This window comes from Bradyrhizobium sp. CCBAU 53351, from assembly GCF_015291745.1.
Taxonomy (GTDB): domain Bacteria; phylum Pseudomonadota; class Alphaproteobacteria; order Rhizobiales; family Xanthobacteraceae; genus Bradyrhizobium.
Map to the genome: position 1 here is coordinate 3,516,587 of NZ_CP030059.1, position 23,740 is coordinate 3,540,326.

General features: G+C 65.3%; 21 protein-coding genes and 1 riboswitch. Of the genes, 19 read left to right on the forward strand and 2 right to left on the reverse strand.

The window, feature by feature from the left end:
- The first annotated feature begins 46 nt into the window (after positions 1 to 46).
- The 8 genes from XH83_RS16445 (at position 47) to XH83_RS16480 (ending at position 9,133) form a co-directional block, all read left to right on the forward strand.
- The gene (locus XH83_RS16445; RefSeq protein ID WP_194407964.1) at positions 47 to 238 is read left to right on the forward strand and encodes a hypothetical protein; all 192 of its coding nucleotides are present in this window, start codon (positions 47 to 49) and stop codon (positions 236 to 238) included.
- A 152-nt stretch (positions 239 to 390) separates the two neighbouring features.
- Positions 391 to 600, forward strand: a complete 210-nt coding sequence (locus XH83_RS16450) for a hypothetical protein (protein ID WP_194407965.1) — start codon at positions 391 to 393, stop codon at positions 598 to 600.
- 104 nt (positions 601 to 704) lie between these two features.
- Positions 705 to 1,553 (forward strand): fumarylacetoacetate hydrolase family protein, encoded by an 849-nt coding sequence (locus XH83_RS16455; RefSeq protein WP_194407966.1) that lies wholly within the window; start codon positions 705 to 707, stop codon positions 1,551 to 1,553.
- Between the two features lie 81 nt (positions 1,554 to 1,634).
- The gene (locus XH83_RS16460) at positions 1,635 to 1,892 is read left to right on the forward strand and encodes a hypothetical protein (protein WP_194407967.1); all 258 of its coding nucleotides are present in this window, start codon (positions 1,635 to 1,637) and stop codon (positions 1,890 to 1,892) included.
- 46 nt (positions 1,893 to 1,938) lie between these two features.
- Positions 1,939 to 2,153, forward strand: a riboswitch (cobalamin riboswitch).
- 113 nt (positions 2,154 to 2,266) lie between these two features.
- Positions 2,267 to 4,504 carry a TonB-dependent receptor gene (locus XH83_RS16465; protein ID WP_194407968.1) on the forward strand — a complete coding sequence of 746 codons (2,238 nt, stop codon included), beginning with the start codon at positions 2,267 to 2,269 and terminating at the stop codon, positions 4,502 to 4,504.
- Between the two features lie 73 nt (positions 4,505 to 4,577).
- A complete protein-coding gene (locus XH83_RS16470; protein WP_194407969.1) occupies positions 4,578 to 5,159 on the forward strand; it encodes a hypothetical protein in 582 nt (193 codons plus the stop codon).
- 1,432 nt (positions 5,160 to 6,591) lie between these two features.
- Positions 6,592 to 8,313 (forward strand): dihydroxy-acid dehydratase, encoded by a 1,722-nt coding sequence (gene ilvD, locus XH83_RS16475; protein ID WP_194407970.1) that lies wholly within the window; start codon positions 6,592 to 6,594, stop codon positions 8,311 to 8,313.
- Positions 8,300 to 9,133 (forward strand): tetratricopeptide repeat protein, encoded by an 834-nt coding sequence (locus XH83_RS16480; protein ID WP_194407971.1) that lies wholly within the window; start codon positions 8,300 to 8,302, stop codon positions 9,131 to 9,133. The genes ilvD and XH83_RS16480 overlap by 14 nt, the downstream gene beginning before the upstream one ends.
- A 58-nt stretch (positions 9,134 to 9,191) precedes the next feature.
- Here XH83_RS16480 and xth read toward each other — a convergent pair whose 3' ends face one another.
- Entirely contained in the window at positions 9,192 to 9,989 is a 798-nt protein-coding gene (gene xth / locus XH83_RS16485; protein WP_194407972.1) for an exodeoxyribonuclease III, read from the reverse strand.
- A 135-nt stretch (positions 9,990 to 10,124) separates the two neighbouring features.
- On the opposite strand from xth, the gene XH83_RS16490 reads away from it, so the two are divergent.
- Entirely contained in the window at positions 10,125 to 12,467 is a 2,343-nt protein-coding gene (locus XH83_RS16490; protein WP_194407973.1) for an ATP-binding protein, read from the forward strand.
- Here XH83_RS16490 and erpA read toward each other — a convergent pair.
- Positions 12,464 to 12,793 carry an iron-sulfur cluster insertion protein ErpA gene (gene erpA / locus XH83_RS16495; protein ID WP_063194651.1) on the reverse strand — a complete coding sequence of 110 codons (330 nt, stop codon included), beginning with the start codon at positions 12,791 to 12,793 and terminating at the stop codon, positions 12,464 to 12,466. The two genes, XH83_RS16490 and erpA, sit on opposite strands and share 4 nt — an antisense overlap.
- A 142-nt stretch (positions 12,794 to 12,935) precedes the next feature.
- Here erpA and XH83_RS16500 point away from each other — a divergent pair, with 142 nt between their 5' ends.
- From XH83_RS16500 to serS, 10 genes are all read left to right on the forward strand, one after another.
- Positions 12,936 to 14,132, forward strand: a complete 1,197-nt coding sequence (locus tag XH83_RS16500; protein WP_246776481.1) for a deoxyguanosinetriphosphate triphosphohydrolase — start codon at positions 12,936 to 12,938, stop codon at positions 14,130 to 14,132.
- A 9-nt stretch (positions 14,133 to 14,141) separates the two neighbouring features.
- On the forward strand, positions 14,142 to 15,932 hold the full coding sequence (gene argS / locus XH83_RS16505; RefSeq protein WP_194407975.1) for an arginine--tRNA ligase: 1,791 nt from the start codon (positions 14,142 to 14,144) through the stop codon (positions 15,930 to 15,932).
- A 140-nt stretch (positions 15,933 to 16,072) separates the two neighbouring features.
- Positions 16,073 to 17,641, forward strand: coding sequence for an SPOR domain-containing protein (locus XH83_RS16510; protein WP_194408289.1), 1,569 nt, complete (start codon positions 16,073 to 16,075; stop codon positions 17,639 to 17,641).
- Positions 17,642 to 17,687: 46 nt separating this feature from the next.
- Complete coding sequence (gene nagZ, locus XH83_RS16515) at positions 17,688 to 18,716, forward strand: beta-N-acetylhexosaminidase (protein WP_194407976.1); 1,029 nt, start codon at positions 17,688 to 17,690, stop codon at positions 18,714 to 18,716.
- Positions 18,713 to 19,552, forward strand: a complete 840-nt coding sequence (locus XH83_RS16520; RefSeq protein WP_194407977.1) for a ScpA family protein — start codon at positions 18,713 to 18,715, stop codon at positions 19,550 to 19,552. Before nagZ ends, XH83_RS16520 begins: the two co-directional genes overlap by 4 nt.
- A 21-nt stretch (positions 19,553 to 19,573) precedes the next feature.
- Positions 19,574 to 20,350, forward strand: coding sequence for an SMC-Scp complex subunit ScpB (gene scpB / locus XH83_RS16525; protein WP_194407978.1), 777 nt, complete (start codon positions 19,574 to 19,576; stop codon positions 20,348 to 20,350).
- Between the two features lie 164 nt (positions 20,351 to 20,514).
- Positions 20,515 to 20,748 carry a twin-arginine translocase TatA/TatE family subunit gene (locus XH83_RS16530; RefSeq protein ID WP_018317874.1) on the forward strand — a complete coding sequence of 78 codons (234 nt, stop codon included), beginning with the start codon at positions 20,515 to 20,517 and terminating at the stop codon, positions 20,746 to 20,748.
- 108 nt (positions 20,749 to 20,856) lie between these two features.
- Complete coding sequence (tatB, locus tag XH83_RS16535; protein ID WP_194407979.1) at positions 20,857 to 21,366, forward strand: Sec-independent protein translocase protein TatB; 510 nt, start codon at positions 20,857 to 20,859, stop codon at positions 21,364 to 21,366.
- Entirely contained in the window at positions 21,363 to 22,175 is an 813-nt protein-coding gene (gene tatC, locus XH83_RS16540; RefSeq protein ID WP_194407980.1) for a twin-arginine translocase subunit TatC, read from the forward strand. Before tatB ends, tatC begins: the two co-directional genes overlap by 4 nt.
- Positions 22,176 to 22,313: 138 nt before the next feature.
- Positions 22,314 to 23,645: a serine--tRNA ligase gene (gene serS, locus XH83_RS16545; protein WP_194407981.1), complete on the forward strand. Its 1,332-nt coding sequence runs from the start codon at positions 22,314 to 22,316 to the stop codon at positions 23,643 to 23,645.
- Positions 23,646 to 23,740 lie beyond the last annotated feature (95 nt).

Genomic DNA, 23,740 nt, shown 5'->3' on the forward strand with positions numbered 1-23,740 from the left:
CGGGCTTAGGTTGGATGTCCTTGAGGCGTTTGATGGGGACACGCCGATGCCAGAACTTCAGGACAGGCTGGAACGGTTCGAGACGCTCACCGCCGAATGCGAGCTGATCGCCAAGCTCGCCACCGACAGCACCAAGCGCGAGTTCTATCTGAAGCTTTCGGACCAGTACCGTCAGCTGGCGCTGGACATGCGGCAGGCGATCGCGACCAAGGCGGCGGAAACTCAGGCGGCGGCCTGAGGCCGGCTGCAATCCGTTCTTAACGTTTGGCGCGCATCCTGATGGCATGCGGGCGTCGCTGATCGGCGGTGCCCGTGTTGGGAAGGCCGGGGTTCGCTGCAATGCAGCGTGCGCCGTGAACGTCGTTTTGCCATGCCTCACAGGGCAATCCCATGCGCCTCGTTGCCGTGATCATCATCGCGCTCATGACGGCGGCCTGCGACCAGGAGCAGGACATCACCGGCTCGACGCCGGTCTGTCCCTTGCGGAACTACAGCTACAACCCCCGCGACATGAACCAGTGCGTCAATGCCTGTAAATCATGCGATCGCGGCACGACCGTCACCTGCACGACCTCCTGCAGCCTCAAGGGCGCGCGCTGAGCGCATCGCCTGCTGCCTTGCAGGGATCGCAACCGCGCCATCCCCGGCCGCCATCGTCCCCGCCATCTCGACCTGATAGGGTCGGTTGAGCAGGGGGACATCGGATGAAATTCGCAAGCTTCGAAATCAACAGCGCGGCGTCATGGGGTCTGGTGGAGGGCGACACCGTGGCCGATCTCGGCGCGGTGCTGCGCGATCGCTATCCCGATCTCAAATCGGCAATCGCCGCGGGCGTTCTGTCCGAGGTCGCCGCCGCGGCAGCCCGGGCGAAGCGCTATCCGCTGGCCAGCATCGCCTTCCTGCCTGTGATCCCGAACCCCGACAAGATCCTCTGCATCGGGCTCAACTATGAGAATCACCGCAAGGAGACCGGGCGTACCGAGGTCGAGAATCCCACCGTGTTCGGCCGCTTCGCCAACAGCCAGACCGGGCATCTCACCGACATCATCCGCCCGAAGGTCTCGACCCAGCTCGACTTCGAGGGCGAGCTCGCCGTCGTGATCGGCAAGGCCGGCCGCTACATCCCCCGCGCCGAGGCGTTCGGCCATGTGGCCGGCTATGCCTGCTACAACGAGGGCAGCGTCCGCGACTACCAGCGCCATACCCATCAGTTCACGCCGGGCAAGAACTTTCCCGCCACCGGCGCCTTCGGTCCGTTCCTGGTGACGCCCGACGAGGTCGGCGAGGTCGGGCCGCTGCGGCTGCAGACCCGGCTCAACGGCGAGGTGGTGCAGGACACCACCATCGATCAGATGATCTTCGATATCCCGCGCCAGATCGAATATTGCTCGCAGTTCACCCGGCTCGAGCCCGGCGACGTCATCGCCACCGGCACGCCGGGCGGCGTCGGCTCGCGGCGCACCCCGCCGCTCTGGATGAAGGCGGGCGATGTCGTCGAGGTCGAGATCGACAAGGTCGGCCTCCTTCGCAATGCCGTCGCCGACGAGGTCTAACGGAACCGGCGGTGCTGGGGCACCGGAACGATTCACGTGGGTTAGCCATTGAGACGCGGGCAGGACGCGGAGTCCGATGGAATGGGTATGCTCGATCCCGGCCGATTTCTGGTGTCGTGCTCGCATTGCGATGCCTGGCCGATGGCGGCCAACGTGAAGCGGTCGAGCTGGTCGGCGTCGCCGCATGAGGTTCGCTTTGTCTGCACGCGCTGCCGCCGCGAGGAGACTGCGATCGTCTCGGCCTCCGGCGAATTGACCCCGATCAAGCGCGTCGATGTTCCGCCTCGCGATGTCGCTGCCGCCTGGGCCCAGGCCCAGCGTTTGCGAGGGCGGACTTGAGCCGCAGTTGCTACACCGACTGCCGATTGACTCTCCGGCGGAACGGCACGTAGATGATCGCGACGGTTCTCCTCATGGAGATCAAAAGGGAATGTGGTGCGGGGCGTCCCAACGCCGGGATTTGTCTCAACGCCACGGCTGCCCCCGCAACTGTAAGCGGTGAATCTTTCGTCCTGTGCCACTGGGAATCTCGGTCCTGGGAAGGCGACGCAAGGTAACGACCCGCGAGCCAGGAGACCTGCCGTCAGCCGTGGTCACACGCGAGGATGTCGGTCGGGGAGTACAGACATTGGCTTCACCGGAGCAGCCCATTGCTCTGCCGTGAAACCTCGTTCGCTGTGACGTGCCACCGACGTCATACCGAGGTTACAACATTGTCCCGTCTCGCTTCTGCTGCCCGGCGCCTCAGCGTAGGCCTGTTCGCATCCGTCTCGCTCCATTCGCTCGGTCTCTCCGCGGCCTTCGCCCAGCATGCTGTCGCCGAGCAGTTGCCGCCGGTCGAGGTGAGCAAGCCCGACGATCAGAACCGCACGCGGGCCAGGGCGATCGGTGAGGGTGAGGCGACGAGGCCGCGGCGAGCCGCGAATGTCGCGCCGGCAGGCAATGGCACCGGCTCATCCGGCCCGGGCTCCGGGGCTGTCGCCGGTGACGGCGGCATCATCGGAGCAGCCACGACCGTCATCACGGCCGCGGATATCGCGCATGCGCCGTCGCAGACGCTTGCCGAGATCATCGCCACGCAGACCCCGGGAGCCCAGATCACGACGTTCTATGGCGGGCAGATCGGCGCCAAGACCAGCGTGGACCTGCGGGGCTTCGGCGCCTTTGCCACCGCCAACACGCTGGTGCTGGTCAACGGCCGGCGGCTCAACGACGTCGACATGGCGCAGGTGGACCTTTCCACCATCCCGCTCAATTCCATCGAGCGTATCGAGATCACGCGCGGCAATTCCGGCGCGGTGCTCTATGGCGACAACGCGGTCGGTGGCGTGATCAACATCGTCACCAAGACCGGAAGCGGCGGACCGCCCGTGACCGCGCGCATCGAGGCCGGCTTCGGCTCGTTCAACACCAGGCTCGGCAATGTCTCGACCTCGCTCAATTCGGGGCCGTGGTCGACCTCGTTCTACGGCAATGCCGTCAGCACCGACGGCTATCGCGACAACAATCGCTATTCCCAGCAGAATGGCGTCGGCAATCTCAATTACACGACGCCGGGCCTCACGGCGTTTCTCACCGTCACCGGCGACAATCAGGAGCTGCGCCTGCCGGGCGGCCGCACCGTCGATCCCTCCATCGGCCTCGACGAGCTCAAGACCAGCCGGCGAGGCACGAGCACGCCGTTCAACTACGCCAACCAGCAGGGCATTAGCGCGACAGCCGGCTTCGCCAAGACCCTGGTCAACGGCGTCGATCTTATCGTCGACGGCGGTGTGCGCGACAAGAAGCAGCAGAGCGCGTTCTTCTCCAGCCCGGCGCCGGTTCCTGCCTTCTTCACCTCGACTTATGTCGATTCCAACCTGACGACGTGGTCGATCACGCCGCGGCTCAGTGTGAAGAGCCTGTTGCTCGGCATGCCGTCGCAGTTGCTGACCGGCATCGACTACTACGATGCGAGCTTCCGGCAGGACCGCGGCGCCGGGCAGGGGCTCGCCGCCTGGCACAATTACGACCTCAGGCAGCAGACGGTCGCCGGCTATTTCCAGCACACATTGGGAGTCGCGCCCACGACCGACATCTCCTACGGCGCGCGGGTGCAGAACGTCAGGCTTGCGGCACGCGACAATTTCGACGCGGCGGCGCCGTTCAACGCCGACATCGGCGCGTCGTCGCTGACCAGCGAGGAGACCCAATATGCGCTGCATCTCGGAGCCGAGCATCGCCTCAATGACATGGTCTCGCTGTTCGGCCGCGCCGCGCGCGCCTTCCGCACGCCTGACGTCGACGAGCGGCTGTCCTCGGGGCCGTCCTTCGATCCTCTGACCTTCGCGGCCATCCCGCAAACGTTTCAACTCAAGACCCAGACCTCGCAGGACATCGAGGGCGGCCTGCGCATCAAGGGCGGCGGACTGCAGCTGCAGAGCAGCCTCTATCTGATGGACCTCACCAACGAGGTCCATTTCAACCCGGTCCTGTTCTACAACACCAACCTCGATCCGACCCGCCGCTACGGCTCGGAGACCAGCCTGTCCTACCGCGTCAACGACGCCCTGCTGCTGCGCTCCGGCATGGCCTATACCCGCGCGGTCTTCCGCGAGGGCGTCTGGGCCGGCAACGACGTGCCGCTGGTGTCGCGCTATACGGCAAGCGCCGGCGTCACCTGGAACATCTGGCAGAACTATCTGGTGCTCGATGCCACCGCGCGGTTCTGGAGCGAGCGGCGCATGGACAACGACCAGGCGGGCACGCAGAAGCCGATTCCGGCCAACGGCACGATCGATCTCAAGCTCAGCGGCCAGGTTGAGCGCTACTTTTGGTCGCTCAGCGTCAACAACGTGCTGAACGCGCTCTACTACGACTACGCCATCGCCAGCACCTTCACCGACGGCCGCTTCAGTGCCTATCCGCTGCCCGGCCGCTCCTATCTGCTCAAGGCCGGCGCGACGTTCTGATCAAGGCTTACACCTCGCTACGGCTGTCGCTCACCCTCAGATGAACTGGTATTCCTCAACAAGGAGATCATCCATGGCCCTCAGCATCCTGCCGTCTCACGGCGACGGCTTCCGCCTTCACCCGGTCGCGCCGCGCCTTGCGCCGATGTTCTGCCTTGCGCTGCTGACGGCATCATGCGCGCTCGCAAGCTTCGCTTTCGCCTGCGTCACGCCGTTTGCGGCCTTCGCCGTCGTTGCGGCGGCGATGCTGCCGCTGCGCCCGGCGCTGCTCGTCGTCACCGGCGCCTGGCTGGTGAACCAGACCATCGGCTTCGGCGCGCTGCACTATCCCGTTGACGCCGGTACCATCGCCTGGGGCTTTGTCATCGGCGCGGCTGCGCTGCTGGCGACGGCGATCTCGTCGATGGTGCCCGGCCTGCTGCCCCGGGGGCGCACGCCGCTGGTGCTCGCGATCATGCTCGTCACGGCCTATGCAGTTTACGAGCTCGCGCTGCTCGCCGCGACGCCGTTCCTGGGCGGCGAGGGCGCCTTCACCGTCGCCATCGTGACGCGCATCGCCCTGACCTGCGCCGTCTGGCTCGCTGGACTCGTTGCGGTATGCGAGATCGTCCGCCTGGTCGATCCGTTCAGACACAAGGGCGCAATGTCGGCCTGAGCGACGCCATCGTAGATCGTAGCCCGGGGAGCGTAGCGATACCCGGGACAGTGCTGGTGGAATCCCGGATGTCGCTCCGCTCATCCGGGCTACGCGGCCGTGCCCTGTGTCGGCCTCTGTCAACCCCTCGCCGCGAAAATATTCCACTTTACCGAAATTCGGTTTTGGCGCATATGTCGCCCATCCCGGCTCACCAGGAGGGGCGATCTCGAGGTCGTCTTGATCGCGAGCCGGGTTTGCGGTGGACGCGGCAGCGTCGGCATGAGAGGTGCGGGCAGGGCGGGTAGTCCCTGTGAGCCCGCGGCCGCGTGCAGACGAACGGCGCTGCTAGGCTTCGTCTCGCCTGTAAGTTTTCAGCTCCGTCGACAGGGCTGGAAATACTGCGGCGACATGGCGGGCCGTGCGTACGGCAAAACCGTGTGGTCCTGGCCGTCGTTGCTACGGTCAAGCCGGATCGAAGATGCGCGCGAGCCCAACCGGGTGGGCGGCATCATCCAATTCGAACGGCGAGGGAGGCCAAAGGAAAGTTCGGCTCCCGGGAGAGCGCGGCATAAGCCGTCCGACCATCGCGCAGGGAAGGCCGAGTGATCGGCACCACCTGTATGCTGCTGTGCGGTTTTCTGCGTGCGCGTGCAATTCGCGCAGCGGACCGCGGGTGCGATGTCAGCACCCGGCCTTCCCTGCGCCCTCTTGGATTTGAGGGACGAGAGATGAAGCAAAGCTCGGGCGAATTCAGCCGCGAGGCTGAGAAGCTGTGTCTGCTGCCACACAATAAGTGTCATCGCCCGGCTTGACCGGGCGATCCAGTACTCCGAGACGGCAGTGACTGAACCGATAAGCCGCAGCGTACTGGATTCCCCGCTTTCGCGGGGAATGACAGCGTCACTTGGAGAAGCAACTTGCCGCCTCATCCTCCGTCATTGCGAGCGCAGCGAAGCAATCCAGAATCCATCCAGGGAGAGACTCTGGATTGCAGATGCGAAGCAGCGTCCGGTCGACGGTGCGCTGCTGAGCCAGGACGCATCTCACCGCGACCTCCGGTGCAGTTTCTAGGTCCGGCGACACCAGTCTGTGGCAGAGGGGCCGACTCACGTACTTGCACCTCATCTCGAACCGGAGCGGCGTGCGCCCCTGGCATAGTGAAATCAAAGATTGTGAGCTGCCATCTGCGAGATGGTATTACAGTAAGCGAACCCGTGTCTTCCCGGTAACGATTGTGCTGTCGATGCAACACTCGGTTCCGATTTAACCTTCATCACTCGTGGTTCGCCTCACCGCCGCTTTTTGGCCACACCCAAACATGAATAAAATCGCTCTAATGTTCTAAGGGCAGCGGCGGTCCTCGAAGGCGACGAGAAAATCCCAAGGTCGATTCAAATCTTGGCTCTGATTTTTCGCCTCTGAAAGGGTTCACCGGGGAAACTGGTTTGCGATGGGCGCCAAGATTGACAAGCAGAGGCTGCCAAGCCGTCACGTGACGGAAGGCCCTGCGCGCGCGCCCCATCGGTCCTATTTCTACGCCATGGGTCTGACCACCGAGCAGATCCACCAGCCCTTCGTCGGCGTCGCCTCCTGCTGGAACGAGGCCGCTCCCTGCAACATCGCGCTGATGCGTCAGGCCCAGGCGGTGAAGAAGGGCGTGGCGTCGGCCGGCGGCACCCCGCGCGAATTCTGCACCATCACCGTGACCGACGGCATCGCCATGGGCCATGACGGTATGCGCTCCTCGCTGCCGTCGCGCGAATGCATCGCCGATTCCGTCGAGCTCACCGTTCGCGGCCACGCCTATGATGCCCTGGTCGGGCTCGCCGGCTGCGACAAGTCGCTGCCGGGCATGATGATGGCGATGGTCCGTCTCAACGTGCCCTCGATCTTCATCTATGGCGGCTCGATCCTGCCCGGCACATTCCGCGGGCAGCAGGTCACCGTGCAGGACATGTTCGAGGCGGTCGGCAAGCACTCGGTCGGCGCGATGTCGGACGAGGACCTCGACGAGATCGAGCGCGTGGCGTGCCCCTCGGCGGGCGCCTGCGGCGCGCAGTTCACCGCCAACACCATGGCGACCGTCTCCGAGGCGATCGGCTTGGCACTGCCTTACTCGGCCGGTGCGCCTGCACCGTATGAGATCCGCGACGCCTTCTGCATGACCGCCGGCGAGAAGGTCATGGACCTGATCGCTCAGAACATCCGGCCGCGCGACATCGTTACCCGCAAGGCCCTGGAGAACGCCGCCGCCGTGGTCGCGGCCTCCGGCGGCTCGACCAATGCTGCGCTGCACCTACCGGCGATCGCGCATGAGTGCGGCATCAAGTTTGACTTATTCGACGTCGCCGAAATCTTCAAAAAGACACCATATGTCGCGGATTTGAAGCCGGGTGGCCGTTATGTCGCCAAAGACATGTTTGAAGTAGGTGGCATACCGCTTCTGATGAAGACGCTGCTCGACAACGGCTTCCTGCACGGTGATTGCCTTACCGTCACGGGCCGCACGATCGCTGAAAACCTCAAGAGCGTGAAGTGGAATCCGCACCAGGACGTGGTGCACCCGGCAGACAAGCCCATCACCGTGACAGGCGGTGTGGTCGGCCTGAAGGGCAATTTGGCGCCAGAAGGTGCGATCGTGAAAGTCGCGGGAATGTCCAACCTCAAGTTTACCGGTCCGGCCAGGTGCTTCGACCGCGAGGAGGATGCTTTCGAGGCGGTCCAGCAGCGCACCTACCGCGAAGGCGAAGTCATCGTGATCCGCTACGAGGGGCCGAAGGGCGGCCCCGGCATGCGGGAAATGCTCCAGACCACCGCGGCGCTGACCGGCCAGGGCATGGGCGGCAAGATCGCGCTCATCACCGACGGCCGCTTCTCCGGCGCCACCCGCGGCTTCTGCATCGGCCATGTCGGGCCGGAAGCTGCCATTGGCGGCCCGATCGGGCTGCTCGAGGACGGTGACATCATCGAGATCGATGCGGTCAATGGGACCCTTAACGTTAAATTGAGCGACGCCGAGCTCGCCCAGCGCAAAACCAAATGGAGCGCTCGCGCGACTAACCACACGTCGGGTGCGCTCTGGAAATATGCTCAGCAGGTTGGACCAGCGGTCGGGGGGGCAGTGACCCATCCGGGCGGCGCGCACGAGAAACAGTGTTATGCGGACATCTAGGCGTGCCATAGTTGCGTTTGTGTTGGGGGTCAGTGCGCTGGCCGCGCCGGCGCTTGCCTTCGACGGCGCTCCGGTCAACCCGAAGGATGCGACCATCCCGGTCGTGACCACGTTGCCGGGGACCGCGGCGACCATGCGCGGCAGGATCGCGCCGGCGACCGCGCCGCAGGAGACCTCGCTCAGTGCGCTGCAATATGCCGCCGAGGGTGGCCACCCCATCGCGCAGTGGAAGCTTGGCCGCATGTACGCCAATGGCGACGGCGTCGCCCAGGACGATCTGCGCGCCTTCGAATATTTCAGCCGGATCGCCAACGCGCATGCCGAGGACAGCCCGTCGGCGCCGCAGGCGCAGATCGTGGCCAACGCCTTCGTCGAGCTCGGCCGTTACTATCTCAGCGGCATCCCGAACTCGAAGGTCAAGTCGGATCCGGAGCGGGCGCGTGAGATGTTCTCCTATGCCGCGTCCTATTTCGGCAATGCCGATGCGCAATACGATCTCGCCCGGCTGTACCTGAAGACGCCGGACGCCTCGCGTGAGGATTTCCGCTATGGCGCACGCTGGCTCGGTCTTGCCGCGCAGAAGGGCCAGCACGAGGCGCAGGCGCTGCTCGGCCAGATGCTGTTCAACGGCGACCGTCTGCCGCGGCAGGCCGCGCGCGGCCTGATGTGGCTGACCCTGGCGCGCGACAGCGCCGGCACCGCGGAGACCTGGATCAAGGAAAGCTACAACCGCGCCTTCGCCAAGGCCTCCGACGACGACAAGGCCATGGCCCTGCAATTGCTCGAGCAGTGGGTGCAGGACGGCGGTAATCGGCGCTGAACGCCGGTCATTCCGGGTCTGATGCTTTGCATTGCCGGGGAATGACGACGCGGATGGCCTACGCCGCCTCGAGATCCAGATCCGCCCACACCGGCACATGGTCCGACGGCTTCTCCCAGCCGCGCACATAGCTGTCGATCCCGACATTGGCGAGCTTGTCGCTGGCCTGCGGCGACAGCAGCAGATGGTCGATCCGCAGCCCCTGGTTCTTCTGCCAGGCGCCGGCCTGGTAGTCCCAGAAAGTGTAGAGCCCGCCTTCGTCGGTGACGGCCCGCAAGGCATCGGTCAGGCCCAGGCCGAGCAGGGACTGGAAGCTCTCCCGCGTCTCGGGCTTGAACAGCGCGTCCTCGGTCCAGGCGGCCGGATTGTGCACGTCGCGGGCATGCGGGATGACGTTGAAGTCGCCTGCCAGGATCAGCGGCTCCTCGGTCTTGAGGCGCTCCTTCGAATAATCAAGAAGCCGGGACATCCATTTGAGTTTGTAGGGATATTTCTCCGTCCCGACCGGATTGCCGTTGGGCAGATAGAGGCAGGCGATGCGCAGCACCCCTCGCTTCAGCGTCACGACGCCCTCGAGGAAGCGGGCATGGGCGTCCTCGTCGTCGCCGGCGAGGCCCGACTTGGTCTCGTCGAAGCGGAGCTTGGAGAGCAGGGCGACGCCGTTGAAGGTCTTCTGCCCGTGCGTGACCACGTTGTAGCCGAGCGCCTCGATCTCCAGCCGCGGAAAGGCCTCGTCGACGCATTTGATCTCCTGGAGGCAGACGATGTCCGGCTGGCACTCCTTCAGCCAGGTCAGCAGCAGGTCGATCCGCTGCCGGACCGAGTTCACGTTCCAGGTGGCTACTCTGATGGGCATGTCGGCAGGCTCCGGACCAAGGGCCATGGTTAGAACAAACTGCAAACGCGCCCGTCAAGGATGCCGCAAAATCTCCCACAAAATTAACCCGGCTTAAGCAGGCCTCAGGCCATTGATCGTCAAAAGGTTCCTCGGATGGGATGGCCGGACAAGTCGATGAAGCGAAGCGAGCCGCGTGACGGCCTGATCGGCGCGTTCCTGTATTGGCTCGGCGGCTTCGAGATCGAGGACGGCCTGACCGCCGGTCTCAGCGAGCGCGAGATCCGCCGCATCCGCGCCAAGCAGATCGACGCCGTGACCCAGCTGATCCCGGTGACCATGGCGGTGACGATGCTGAACGTCGCCATCGTGCTGATCCTGTTCTGGGGCCGCGGCTGGAACGACTTCCTCGCGATCTGGGGCCTGACGCTCGCCACCACCGCTTCGCTCGCGGTGCGCTCGTGGCGGAGGTCGCATCAGAACCCGCCGCAGGAGGCCTCGCCCCGCGCCGCCCGGCAGATGCTGCGGCAGGCGGTGTTCCTCGCCGCGATCTGGGGCGCGCTGCCGCTCGCGCTGTTCAACCACATCGAGCCGACCAGCCAGCTGATCCTGGCCTGCCTGATGGTCGGCATGATGTCGGGCGGCGCCTTCACGCTGTCGACCTTCCCGCGTGCCGGCCTCGTCTATCTCGCCACCATGACGGTGGCCTGCGCTGGGGCGCTGCTGCTCTGCGGCACCGGACCTTATCTGGTGACGGCGGTGTTCCTGCTGCTGTTCGCATTTTTCATGGCGCGCAACATCGTCTCGCAGGGCAATCTGTTCCTCGGCAATCTCAAGGCCCAGCTCGAGCTGGAGCGGCAGACCGAGATCATCTCGCTGCTGCTGAAGGACTTTCAGGAGAACGCCAGCGACTGGCTGTGGCAGACCGATGCCGAAGGCCATCTGGTCGACGTGCCCGAGCGCTTCGCCGCCGTCGCGCAGCTGCCGCTTCCGCTGCTGAAGGGATCGCATTTCGCCGACGTGCTCGACATGCTCTGCCCCGAGGACAAGAGCGCGGCCTACAACGTCGTCGGCCTGATGGAGCAGAACGAGCCGTTGCACGAGATGAACATCAAGGTCGTCGCCGGCGGCGAGGCGCGGCTGTGGTCGCTGACGGCCAAGCCCGCCTATGACCGCGAGGGACATTTCCTCGGCTATCGCGGCTTCGGGCGCGACGTGACCGAGCGCTGGCGCGCGGAAAAGGCCGAGGCCGAGAGCCGCGCCAAGTCCGACTTCCTCGCCGTGATGAGCCACGAGATCCGCACACCCATGAACGGCGTGCTCGGACTTGCCAGCATGCTGCTCGAAACCAGGCTCGATCCGGAGCAGCGCGAAGCGGTCACCACGATCCGCGAATCCGGCGACAATCTCCAGCGCATCCTCAACGACATCCTCGACCTCTCCAAGCTCGAGGCCGGACGCTTCCAGTTCGAGGCGATCGATTTCGCTCCGCAGACCTTGGTCGAGACGGTCGCAAACGTCGCGCGCGCGAGCGCCCACAGCAAGGGCAAGAGCAAGGGATTGGCAATCAAGGTCGAGCTCGATCCGAACCTGCCGCCGACGCTGCGCGGCGACGCCGCGCGCATCCGCCAGGTGCTGCTCAACCTCGCGTCCAACGCGGTGAAATTCACCGATGAAGGCGAAGTGACGATCTCCGCAACCTGTCAGGCGCGCCGCGACCTGCTGGCGACCGTGGAATGGGCGGTCACCGACAGCGGCATCGGTATCGCCTCCGAAAAGCTCGGCCAGCTCTTCAGCGATTTCGCACAGGCCGATGCCTCGATCAGCCGCCGCTTCGGCGGCACCGGGCTTGGGCTTGCGATTAGCAGGCGCATCATCGAGCAGATGGGCGGCACTATCGGCGTCACCTCGACGCCGGGGCAGGGCTCGACCTTCCGTTTCACGCTGGTGCTGCCCTGGAGCCAGGCGCAAGCCTCCGACCAAGCGTCCAGTCGCGACGAGGCCGAGGAGCTCAAGGCTCGCATCGCAAGCCTCGATCGGCCGCTGAAGGTGCTGGTCGCCGAGGACGATGCGGTCAACCGCATGGTCGTGAGCAAGATGCTGGGGGCCTTCGATGTCGAGCTGCGGGTCGTCACCGACGGTACCGAGGCGGTCGCGGCGGCCTCCGAAGGCGATTACGACGTCATGCTGATGGACGTGCGCATGCCCGACATGGACGGGCTTGCCGCCACCCGCGCGATCCGCGCAGCGGGCGGGCGCTTCGAGACCCTGCCCATCGTCGCGCTGACTGCCAACGCCTTCCCCGAGGACGTCAGGATCTGTCGCGAGGCCGGCATGTCGGACTTCCTCGCCAAGCCGCTGCGCAAGCCGGCGCTGGTCGCGGCCCTGCTGCGCGCGCTGGACGGACATGTGATGACCGAGGACGCGCCGCTCCAGCCGGAGCTGATGCCGGTCGAGGTGGAGTGGACGGACGAGGAGAGGCAGATAACGGGCGCTTAGACCGAGAAGCTGGTCCCGCAGCCGCAGGACGCGGTGGCGTTGGGATTGTTGACGCGGAACGAGGCGCCGATCAGATCGTCGACGAAATCGACCTGCGATCCCTCCAGGAACGGCTGCGAGGCGGAATCGACCAGGACCACCGCATTGTCCTGCTCGATCACGAGATCGTCGTCGGTCCGCGCGCGGTCGATGTCGAATTTGTACTGGAAACCCGAGCAGCCGCCGCCTTCGACGGAAATGCGCAGCATCGCACCAGAGCCTTCGCCCTTGAGGATCTCCCCAATCCGGCGTGCGGCCCGGTCACTGATGGTCACGGCAGTGGTCATTGCTGGTCTCCGAATAGTCCCGTCGTCCCGCGGTCACACTGGGGTCTTGCCCATTTCATTTGGTATCCCGCGTCCGGCATAGTTAAGTGCAAGGATACGCAGAATCAAATGGATAGGGACTAAATTCGTCGTGTCCGTCGGAATGGCAGCCCCCCGCGCGCCCTATGCCTGCGATCCCGACCGCAGCCGCGGCCGGCTGGTCGTGGAGCCGCCGAGCCGGACCCGCAGCCCGTTCCGGCGGGATTGCGACCGGGTGATCCATTCCACCGCGTTTCGCCGCCTGAAGTACAAGACCCAGGTGTTCGTGTTCCACGAGGGCGATCACTATCGTACCCGCCTGACCCATTCGCTGGAGGTGGCGCAGATCGCCCGCGCGCTGGCACGGCAGCTTGGCCTCGACGAGGACCTCACCGAAACCCTGGCGCTCGCCCACGATCTCGGTCATCCCCCGTTCGGCCATGCCGGCGAGCGGGCGCTGGACGCCTGCCTGAAGGAGTTCGGCGGCTTCGACCACAACGCCCAGACGCTGCGTGTCGTCGCCTCGCTGGAGCATCGCTATCCTGAATTCGACGGGCTCAATCTGACCTGGGAGTCGCTGGAGGGCATCGTCAAGCACAACGGTCCGCTGACCGACCGTAGCGGCACGCCGGTCGGACGCTATCGCGAGCACGGCGTTCCCGTCGGTATCGCCGACTACACCAGGACCTACGATCTCGAATTGTGGAGCTTCGCCTCGCTGGAGGCGCAGGTCGCCGCCATCGCCGACGACATCGCCTATGACGCCCATGACATCGACGACGGCCTGCGCGCCGGCCTGTTCCATCTCGACGATCTCAAGGTGATGCCGCTCACGGCCGAGATCATCGCCGAGACTTCGGCGCATTACCCTGACCTCGAAGACCTCAGGCGCGGCGCCGAGCTGGTCCGCGAGCTGATCTCGCACCTGATCGGCGCGGTGTTCGCCGAGGCGCAGAAGAACCTCGCCGCGGTGAAGCCGCAATCGGCGCAGGACGTGCGCCAGCAGAGCAGGGCCCTGGTCGCGTTCCCGGCCGAGGTCGCCGAGGAAGAGGCGGCCATCAAGCGCTTCCTCTACCAGCACATGTACCGCCACAAGCGGGTGATGCGGGTGATGGGCGAGGCGGAGCAGATCCTGTTCGACCTGTTCGCCAAATACCTGCAATTCCCCGGCGAGCTGCCGCCGGAATGGCTGCTCGGTGCGGAAGCGGACAACGAGGGCGACCGGGCGCGCCGGATCGGCAATTTCATTGCCGGAATGACCGACCGTTTCGCCCTGACCGAGCACCAACGGCTTTTTGACTCGACCCCGGATTTGCGTTAGGCGGCGGCCATGCCCCAGACATCCTCATCCCTGCATTTGTTCGCCGACGTGCTTGCACGCGTGCATGCCGCCTGCCGCACGCTTGCGGCGGAAGCCAACTGGCCCGAGGGCGTCGATTTCGCGCGCGTGGTGGTCGAGCCGCCGCGCGATGCCACCCATGGCGACATGGCGACCAACGCCGCGATGGTGCTGGCGAAAGAGGCGAAGGCAAAGCCGCGCGAACTCGCCGAGCAGATCGCCGAGCGGCTGCGGGCGGATGCGCTGATCGCCAAGGTCGACGTCGCCGGTCCCGGCTTCATCAATCTGACCTTGAAGCCGGCGGCCTGGGCCGAGGCGCTTCGGACGGTGCTGCGCGAGGCCGCCGATTACGGCCGCGTCCGTGGTGGCTCCAAGGTGAATGTGGAATACGTCTCGGCCAATCCGACCGGGCCGATGCATGTCGGCCATTGCCGCGGCGCCGTGTTCGGCGACGCGCTGGCGAGCCTGCTTCAGTTCGGTGGCCACGACGTCACGCGCGAATATTACATCAACGACGCCGGCGCCCAGGTCGACGTGCTCGCCCGCTCCGCGTTCCTGCGCTATCGCGAGGCGCTCGGCGAGGACATTGGTGCGATCCCGGAAGGGCTCTATCCCGGCGATTATCTGAAGCCGGTGGGACAGGCGCTTGCGAAGGAGCACGGCGGCAAGCTCCTCGCAATGAGCGAAGCCGCGTGGCTGCCGACGGTGCGCGCCAAGGCGATCGCGATGATGATGGACGAGATCAAGGACGATCTCGCCGCGCTCAACATCCGCCACGACGTATTCTTCTCGGAGCGCTCGCTGATCGAGGGCGGCAACAACAAGGTTGCCGAGACCATCGATTTCCTGAAGGCCAAGGGCGACATCTACGAAGGGCGCCTGCCGCCGCCGAAGGGCGCACCGGTCGAGGACTGGGAAGATCGCGAACAGTTGCTGTTCAAGGCGACCGCTTATGGCGACGACGTCGATCGTCCGCTGATCAAGTCGGACAATTCCTACACCTACTTCGCCTCCGACATCGCCTACCACAAGAACAAGTTCGACCGTGGTTTTGCGGAGATGATCGACGTCTGGGGCGCCGACCATGGCGGCTACATCAAGCGCATGCAGGCGGCGGTGAAGGCGACGACGTCGGGCAAGGGCTCGCTCGACGTCAAGATCGTCCAGCTCGTGAAGCTGCTGCGCAATGGCGAGCCGGTCAAAATGTCCAAGCGGAGCGGGGACTTCGTCACCTTGCGTGAGGTGGTGGATGAAGTCGGCCAGGACGCCGTCCGCTTCATGATGCTCTATCGCAAGAACGACGCGGTGCTCGACTTCGATCTCGCCAAGGTCATGGAACAGTCGCGCGACAACCCCGTGTTCTACGTGCAGTACGGCCACGCCCGCGGCCACTCGATCTTCCGCAACGCGCGGGCCGAAGTGTTCCCGGAACTGCCGGAAGACGCCGACAAGCGGATCGCGTGGCTCAGTGAGTCGGCGGTGGAGCGGTTGTCAGACCCGGTCGAGCTTGAACTTCTCAAGCGCCTCGCAATATATCCTCGCATGCTCGAAGCCGCCGCCGCGGCCCACGAGCCGCACCGAATTGCCTTCTATCTCTATGATTTAGCCAGCGAATTTCATGCACTTTGGACGAAGGGGCGCGATTTGCCCTATTTACGCTTCATTATCAATAATGATGCAGATCTAACAAAGGCGCGGCTGGCCATGGTCCAGGGCGTCGTCTCGGTTCTGGCATCGGGCCTCGCCATCCTCGGCGTCCATGCTCCGAACGAGATGCGGTAGTTTGGGGCGAACTACTTAAGGGGAATTCGGGGGTAACCGGCAGAAGCCGGATCGCTTAGACTTGGTTGAAAGCCTTGTGGGTCGAAAGCCGTGCCTTGGTCGAGGGGCGCGCGGCTTTCCCGAAGGGACGCATCATCACGATGGCCGAACGATATCAGGATAGACCGTTTCCTTCCGATGACTATGGTCGCGGTGGCGATCAGCATGGCAGGACGGACAGCGATCCCTTGGCTGAGCTCGCCCGCTTGATCGGACAGACCGATCCTTTCGCCGCGCAAGCGCGGCCCGGCGCGCGCTCGCCCGCAGCGTCTCCGCCCGCACAGTCCTATCAGGACGACGATTATCGGCAGGACGATGATCAGCAGGACTATGCCGAGCCGGCCCAGCCGACTCCGCCCGGGCCACCGTCATGGATGCGTCGCGCCAATGTGCAGCCGCAGCCGGCACCCGCGCCGGAGCCTGATTACCCCGTCTCCGTGAACCCGGTCCATCCGTTGCATCGCTATTCCGCTCAGCCCGCTGCGCCGGAGCCTGACTTTCGTCAGCCGCAGGCCTATCAGGATCACGCCTATCAGGATCATGCCCATCAGGGGCAGGCTTACCAGCCGCAGGATCAGGCCTATCACCAGCAGGCCTATCAGGACCCGTACCAGCAGCAGCCCGATCCCGCGCGCTACGACGATGCGCTCTATGGCCGTCTCGAGGCTGGCGAGCAGGACTATCAGCGCGAGCCCGCCTATCCCGACGATCCCTACGCCTATCAGAGCGACTATCCCGACGCCGAAGTCGAAGAGCCCCGGAAGCAGCGCGGCGGCATGATGACGGTCGCGGCGATCCTGGCGCTTGCCGTGGTCGGCACGGGTGCAGCCTTCGCCTACAAGACCTATGTCGGCTCGCCCCGCAGCGGTGAGCCGCCGATCATCAAGGCCGACAACACGCCGACCAAGATCGTGCCCGCGCCGACGGATTCGTCGGCCAAGGTGCCGGATCGCATGGTGACCGGCGATGGCACCGAGAAGATCGTGCCGCGCGAAGAGGCGCCGGTGGATGTCAACGCCAAGGCGGGCGGTCCCCGCGTGGTGTTCCCGCCGCTGAACCAGAATGCGAACCCGCCGTCGGTCGCGAGCGTGTCGCCGTCCGCGGCGCCGCCGCCGGGCGCAAGCAACGGCACGCTGCCGAACAATTCGCCGCGTCCGATCAGGACGGTCGCCGTGAAGGGTGATCAGACCGATAGCGCCACGCCGCAATCGGCCGCTGCTAAACCCGCCGCTGCGCCGAAGCCTGTTGCTGCGCCCGTCGCACCGGCAGCCCCGCGCAATCCGCCGACCTCGGCGAATGCCAGCGCCAACCAGCCGATGTCGCTGGCGCCGCAATCGACGCCGGCGGCCGAGCCGACGCAGCGGATGGCTGCGACGGCCCCGACCCAGATTGCCCCCGCCAGCAGCGGCGGTGGCGGCTACATCGTGCAGGTCTCATCGCAGCAGAGCGAGGACAGCGCCGCCGCGTCGTACCGCGTGCTTCAGAGCAAGTATGGCAGCGTGCTCGGCTCCCGCTCGCCGGTGATCAAGCGCGTCGACCTGACCGACAAGGGCAAGGGCGTCGTCTACCGCGCCTTCGCGGGGCCCTATGCCTCGGCGGAGGAGGCGACGCATGCTTGCAACAGCCTGAAGTCCGCGGGCTTGTCCGCCTGCTTCGTCCAGAGGAATTAACGGCGGTTTCCTTGACCCCCTCGCGGGTCAGGGTTAATCGGCCGTTATGAGCACGCGGGCCTTCATTACCGGCGTTTCCGGAACAGAACTGACCGCCGTCGAGCGGGAGTTTATCCGCGACCAGCGCCCATGGGGCTTCATCCTCTTCAAGCGCAATGTCGCCTCGCCAGCTCAAGTCGCTGCATTGGTTGCGGAATTACGCAGCTCGGCAGGCGCCCCCGACGCGCCTGTGCTGATCGATCAGGAAGGCGGGCGGGTGCAGCGGCTCGGTCCGCCGCACTGGCCGGTCTATCCGCCGGGCGCTGTGTTCTCGACCTTGTACGACACTGATTCGGCGCTTGGGCTCACCGCGGCGCGCCTGTCGGCCCGTTTGATCGCCGCCGATCTCGCCGATCTCGGCATCACCGTGGATTGCCTGCCGCTGGCCGACGTGCCGGTGCCGGGCGCCGATGCCGTGATCGGGAACCGGGCCTACGGCACGGAGCCGGCCAAGGTTGCGGCGATCGCGCGCGCGATCACCGAGGGGCTGGAGCAGGGCGGCGTGCTGCCGGTCCTCAAGCACATTCCCGGCCACGGCCGGGCTACCGCGGACACCCATTTCAAACTGCCGACGGTCGATACGCCGCGGAACGAGCTGGAACGAACCGATTTCGCGGCATTCAAGCCGCTGTCCGACCTGCCGATGGCCATGACTGCACATGTTGTGTTTAGCGCGGTCGACCCCGCCCATCCGGCGACGACATCTGCGACAATGATTGCTGACGTGATTCGCGGCGCAATCGGGTTCCAGGGTTTGTTGATGAGTGATGACGTGTCGATGAACGCGCTGTCGGGAAATATCGCCGAACGGACCCGCGCCATCTTCGCGGCCGGCTGCGACGTGGCCCTGCATTGCAACGGCAATATCGAGGAAATGCGCGCGGTGGCCGGTGAGACACCCGAGTTGTCGGGCCGGGCGCTGGAGCGGGCGAATGCCGCGCTCGCCGCCCGCAAGGCGCCGCAGCCGCTCGACCGCGCGGCCGCGCGCGCGGAACTGGACGCACTGATCGCACGGGCAAACACGGCATCCGCATGACCGCAGAAATTCTATCTTTCGAGACCGGGCGGCCCGCAGAGCTTGCCGAGGGTGAGCCGGCGTTGGTGGTGGACGTCGAGGGCTACGAGGGCCCGCTCGACCTGCTGCTCGCGCTGGCGCGGCAGCAGAAGGTCGATCTCGCCAAGATCTCGATCCTGGCGTTGGCCGACCAATATCTCCACTTCATCGAAGCCGCCCGAAAGATCCGGCTCGAGCTTGCCGCCGACTATCTCGTGATGGCGGCGTGGCTCGCCTTCCTGAAGTCGCGCCTGTTGCTGCCGGAGCCGCCGAGCGCGGAAGGCCCGAGCGCCGAGCAGATGGCAACCGCGCTTGCCAACCGCCTGCGCCGGCTCGAAGCCATTCGCGAGGCCGCCAACCGCCTCATGAACAGGCCCCAATTGCAGCGCGACATCTTCGCGCGCGGCGAGCCCGAGCATATCGCCGAGATCAAGCATCCGAAATACACGGCGACGCTGTACGATCTGCTCACCGCCTATGCCTCGCAGCGTCAGTCGCGCGTGCTGGCGAGCGTGCATCTGGCCAAGCGCACGGTGTGGTCGCTCGCCGAGGCGCGCGCCACGCTGGAGCGGCTGGTCGGCAGCATCACCGAGCAGGATGACTGGGGCGTGCTCGACGACTTCCTGATCCGCCACGTCGCCGATCCCACGCAGCGCGCGACGGTGTTCGCCTCGAGCTTTGCCGCCGCGCTCGAACTGGTGCGCGAAGGTCAGCTGGAACTGAACCAGAAAGAGGCGTTTGCACCCATCTATTTCCGGAAGGGGCGCCCAAAACCGGTCCCGGACGCAGCTCCTGCGCCTGATGCGCCGGTCGGTTAAGTGCAAGAAGGAGAATCTGCCATGGCAAGCCTGGCTGAAGTGCGGGTAGAAGAGGCCGAGCCGATGGAGAACGAATCCCAGGCACGTCCCGAGGAATTGCGGCTGCTGGAAGCGCTGCTGTTCGCGTCGAGTGAACCGCTGGATACGGCAACGCTGGCCAAGCGCATGCCCGAGGGCGTCGACGTCAAGGCGGCGCTCGAGCAGCTCCAGGCCGACTATTCCTTGCGCGGGGTGAATCTCGTCCGCGTCGCCAACAAATGGACCTTCCGCACCGCCGGCGATCTCGCCTGGCTGATGACGCGGGAGAGCACCGAGACCCGTCGCCTGTCGCGCGCGGCGATCGAGGTGCTGGCGATCATTGCCTATCACCAGCCGGTGACGCGCGCCGAGATCGAGGAGATCCGCGGCGTGGTCACCTCGAAGGGTACGCTCGACGTGCTCTTGGAGACGGGCTGGATCAAGCCGCGTGGCCGGCGCAAGACGCCGGGCCGCCCGCTAACCTTCGGAACCACCGAGGACTTCCTGTCGCAATTCACCCTGGAACAGCTCGGCGATCTGCCGGGCCTCGAGGAGCTGAAAGGCACCGGCCTGTTGGATTCGCGCCTGCCGACCGGATTCAGCGTGCCGACGCCGTCCGATGACCCGCAACTGCGCGAAGACGAGGATCCGCTGGAACCCGGCGAGGACCTCGATCTGGCGCTGGCGCCTGCGGTCGAGCCCGAGACTGCGGAAGCGGCCCCTGAAGGCGGCCATGAGGATCGCGGCGAGGGCGGCAACGAAGGCGGCAGCGAGGACTGACGTACCGTCCGCCGAGAGCCCCTGCGACAGTTAACATTAGCAAGATTGCGTAGCGCCCACAGCGAATTGGCGCTGCCTTGGTCCTTGTTTTTGAGGCCTGCCAAGCCTAGGTTTCGGTGAAGATCGGCCGGGTCCCCGGCCATTCGCGTTTGGAGGGTTGCAGGATGGGTTCACTGAGCATTTGGCACTGGATCCTGGTGATCGCAGTGGTCCTGCTGCTGTTCGGCCGCGGCAAGATTTCGGATCTGATGGGCGACGTGGCGCAGGGCATCAAGGCGTTCAAGAAGGGCATGCAGGACGACGACAAGCCCGCCGAAAAGCCGGAGCCGGCCAAGTCGATCGAGCACAATGGTGCACCGACCGCGGCGCGGTCCGACGTCGGCAGCAAGGCCGTCTGAGCCGAAAGAAGCACGCGAGAGGCGGCTAGCCGCCCCGGTCCTGCGCGCAAGGGATTGGGCCGGTTGCGGCGTCGCGTGAGTTGCGGCTTGGCGTGAACGGAAGACTTCATGTTCGACATCGGGTGGAGTGAACTGGTCCTCATCGGGGTCGTGGCCCTGATCGCCATCGGCCCGAAAGAGCTGCCGGGCGTGCTGCGCATGGTCGGGCAGTGGATGGGCAAGGCGCGCAAGATGGCCGCCGAATTCCAGGGCCAGTTCCAGGAAGCGATGCGCGAGGCCGAGATGGCCGACCTCAAGAAGAGTTTTGACGAGGTCAAGGAAGCCGCCACCGGCTTCAATCCGCTGACTTCGCTGCAGAAGGACGTCAGCGACGCGCTCCGCGTCGATGCGCTGGACAAGCCGGCGGAGACGACCACGACGACGGCGGTTGAACCGCCGACGACGCCCACCACCCCGGAGGCCCCGACGCCCGCGACCTTCATGGAAGCCGAGGCGCATGCGGCGGCCAACGAGCCGCTGGCCATCACCCGTGAGGTCGAGCAGGCCAAGGTTGCGCAGGACACTGTCGCTCAAGACACCGCGCCATCCGAAGCGATCAAGGACGCCAAAGCGTCATGACCGACGCCGATATCGAGGCCAGCAAAGCCCCGCTGATGGACCATCTGATCGAGCTGCGCTCGCGGCTGATCAAGGCGCTGCTCGGCTTCGGCATCGCATTCATCTTCTGCTTCTTCTTCGCCAAGCAGATCTTCAACGTGCTGGTCTGGCCCTATGTCCTGGCCGTCGGCGATCCCGCGAACGCCAAGCTCATTTACACCGCGTTCCTGGAATATTTCATCACCCAGCTGAAGCTGGCGATGTTCGGCGCGGCCTTCATCTCGTTCCCGCTCGTGGCGGGACAGATCTACATGTTCGTGGCGCCCGGGCTCTACAAGCACGAGAAGCAGGCTTTCCTGCCCTACCTGGTCGCGACGCCGTTCTTCTTCGTGCTGGGCGCGGCGCTGGTCTATTTCGTCGTGTTCCCGATGCTGGCGCGCTTCTCGCTGGGCATGCAGCAGCTCGGCAGCGACGAGACCGCAAAGATCGAGCTATTGCCGAAGGTCGGCGAATATCTGTCGCTGATGATGTCGCTGATCTTCGCCTTCGGGATTGCCTTCCAGCTTCCGGTGATCCTGACGCTGCTCGGGCGGATCGGCATCGTCACCTCGAAGATGCTGCGCGAGAAGCGGCGCTATTTCATCGTCATCGCCTTCGTCATCGCGGCCGTGCTAACGCCACCCGACGTGATCAGCCAGTGCTCGCTCGCGATTCCGCTGATGGCGCTCTATGAGGGCTCGATCATCGCGGTAGCCATGGTGGAGAAGAAGGCGGCCGCTGCTGCGCAGTCCGGCACCGACGTATCGACGCCGGCCAATCCGGCGGAGTAGGGCCCTTTTCGCTCTATCATCGCGCCGCTCAGCCCTTGATTCGTCATGCCCGGGCTTGACCCGGGCATCCACGACTTGATCTAAGGCGGCAGAGACGTGGATGGCCGGGATAAACCCGGCCATGACGGGAAGACAGCCATGCACGACATCAAATCGATCCGCGACAATCCGAAAGCCTTCGACGCCGGCCTCGCCCGGCGGGGTCTGAAGCCGCTGTCGGCCTCGCTGCTCGCGATCGACGAGACGCGGCGTGCGGCGATCCTGGCGTCCGAGCAGGCGCAGGCGCGGCGCAATGCGGCCTCCAAGGAAATCGGCGACGCCAAGAAAGCGAAGGACGAAGCGCGCGCGGCCAAGCTGATGGCCGAGGTCGCCGAGCTCAAGACCACGATGCCGCAGCTCGAAGCCGCAGCGAAAGCCGCCGACGAGGAGCTGAGCAGAGAGCTGTCCGCGATCCCGAACATTCCGTTCGACGAGGTGCCCGACGGCGTCGACGAGCACGGCAACGTGCAGCGCCATGTGTTCGGCAACAAGCGCAACTATAGCTTCGTGCCGAAGCTGCATGACGATCTCGGCACGGCGCTGGGCTATATGGATTTCGAGGCGGCGGCAAAACTCTCCGGCGCGCGCTTCGTCGTGCTGAAGAAGGCGCTGGCGCGTCTCGAGCGTGCGCTCGGCCAGTTCATGCTGAACCTGCACGTCGACGAGCACGGCTATACCGAGATCAATCCGCCGCTGCTGGTGCGCAACGAGATCATGTTCGGCACAGGGCAATTGCCGAAATTCGAGGACGACCAGTTCTGGGCGATCAAGGGCGAGCTTCTCGTTGCGCCGGACCAGGAGCGGCTGAGGAATGAGCGCCTCGGCCTCATCCCGACCGCTGAAGTGTCGCTCACCAACCTCGCGCGAGAATCCATCCTCGACGAGAAGCAGCTTCCGATGCGGCTGACCGCGCTGACGCCGTGCTTCCGCGCGGAGGCCGGGGCTGCTGGGCGCGATACCCGCGGCATGATCCGCCAGCATCAGTTCACCAAGGTCGAGCTGGTCTCGATCACGACGCCGGAAGCGAGCAAGGACGAGCTGGAGCGGATGCTGTCCTGCGCCGAGCAGGTGCTGCAGAGGCTCGGCCTGCATTATCGCGTGATGACGCTTTGCGCAGGGGATATGGGATTCTCGTCGCAAAAAACCTATGACATCGAGGTCTGGATGCCGGGCCAGGGCGAGGGCGGGGCGTTCCGCGAGATCTCGAGCTGCTCGGTGTGCGGCGACTTCCAGGCGCGCCGCATGGACGCGCGCTCGCGCGGCCCCGACGGCAAGCCGCGCTTCGTGCACACGCTGAACGGCTCGGGCACGGCGCTCGGCCGCGCGCTGATCGCGGTGATGGAGACCTATCAGCAGGAGGACGGATCGATCGCGGTCCCCGACGTACTGCAGCCTTACATGGGCGGGCTGAAGGTGATCGGGCGCGACTGAAGCGTTTTCGAGCGAAGTGGATACCGGCTCGCGTCAGGAAAACGCGTCAGCCAAGAATCGCGTTGCGAAGATCGGGCGGCCGGATATCCTGCCGG

Coding starts and splice junctions, on each gene's coding strand:
- scpB (WP_194407978.1), top strand. CDS start 19,574: ATGGCAAGCCTGGCTGAAGTGCGGGTAGAAGAGGCCGAGCCGATGGAG.
- xth (WP_194407972.1), bottom strand. CDS start 9,989: ATGCCCATCAGAGTAGCCACCTGGAACGTGAACTCGGTCCGGCAGCGG.
- XH83_RS16490 (WP_194407973.1), top strand. CDS start 10,125: ATGGGATGGCCGGACAAGTCGATGAAGCGAAGCGAGCCGCGTGACGGC.
- XH83_RS16480 (WP_194407971.1), top strand. CDS start 8,300: ATGCGGACATCTAGGCGTGCCATAGTTGCGTTTGTGTTGGGGGTCAGT.
- XH83_RS16455 (WP_194407966.1), top strand. CDS start 705: ATGAAATTCGCAAGCTTCGAAATCAACAGCGCGGCGTCATGGGGTCTG.
- XH83_RS16460 (WP_194407967.1), top strand. CDS start 1,635: ATGGGTATGCTCGATCCCGGCCGATTTCTGGTGTCGTGCTCGCATTGC.
- XH83_RS16470 (WP_194407969.1), top strand. CDS start 4,578: ATGGCCCTCAGCATCCTGCCGTCTCACGGCGACGGCTTCCGCCTTCAC.
- erpA (WP_063194651.1), bottom strand. CDS start 12,793: ATGACCACTGCCGTGACCATCAGTGACCGGGCCGCACGCCGGATTGGG.
- ilvD (WP_194407970.1), top strand. CDS start 6,592: ATGGGCGCCAAGATTGACAAGCAGAGGCTGCCAAGCCGTCACGTGACG.
- XH83_RS16445 (WP_194407964.1), top strand. CDS start 47: ATGCCAGAACTTCAGGACAGGCTGGAACGGTTCGAGACGCTCACCGCC.
- XH83_RS16450 (WP_194407965.1), top strand. CDS start 391: ATGCGCCTCGTTGCCGTGATCATCATCGCGCTCATGACGGCGGCCTGC.
- argS (WP_194407975.1), top strand. CDS start 14,142: ATGCCCCAGACATCCTCATCCCTGCATTTGTTCGCCGACGTGCTTGCA.
- XH83_RS16530 (WP_018317874.1), top strand. CDS start 20,515: ATGGGTTCACTGAGCATTTGGCACTGGATCCTGGTGATCGCAGTGGTC.
- nagZ (WP_194407976.1), top strand. CDS start 17,688: ATGAGCACGCGGGCCTTCATTACCGGCGTTTCCGGAACAGAACTGACC.
- serS (WP_194407981.1), top strand. CDS start 22,314: ATGCACGACATCAAATCGATCCGCGACAATCCGAAAGCCTTCGACGCC.
- XH83_RS16520 (WP_194407977.1), top strand. CDS start 18,713: ATGACCGCAGAAATTCTATCTTTCGAGACCGGGCGGCCCGCAGAGCTT.
- XH83_RS16510 (WP_194408289.1), top strand. CDS start 16,073: ATGGCCGAACGATATCAGGATAGACCGTTTCCTTCCGATGACTATGGT.
- tatC (WP_194407980.1), top strand. CDS start 21,363: ATGACCGACGCCGATATCGAGGCCAGCAAAGCCCCGCTGATGGACCAT.
- tatB (WP_194407979.1), top strand. CDS start 20,857: ATGTTCGACATCGGGTGGAGTGAACTGGTCCTCATCGGGGTCGTGGCC.
- XH83_RS16500 (WP_246776481.1), top strand. CDS start 12,936: ATGGCAGCCCCCCGCGCGCCCTATGCCTGCGATCCCGACCGCAGCCGC.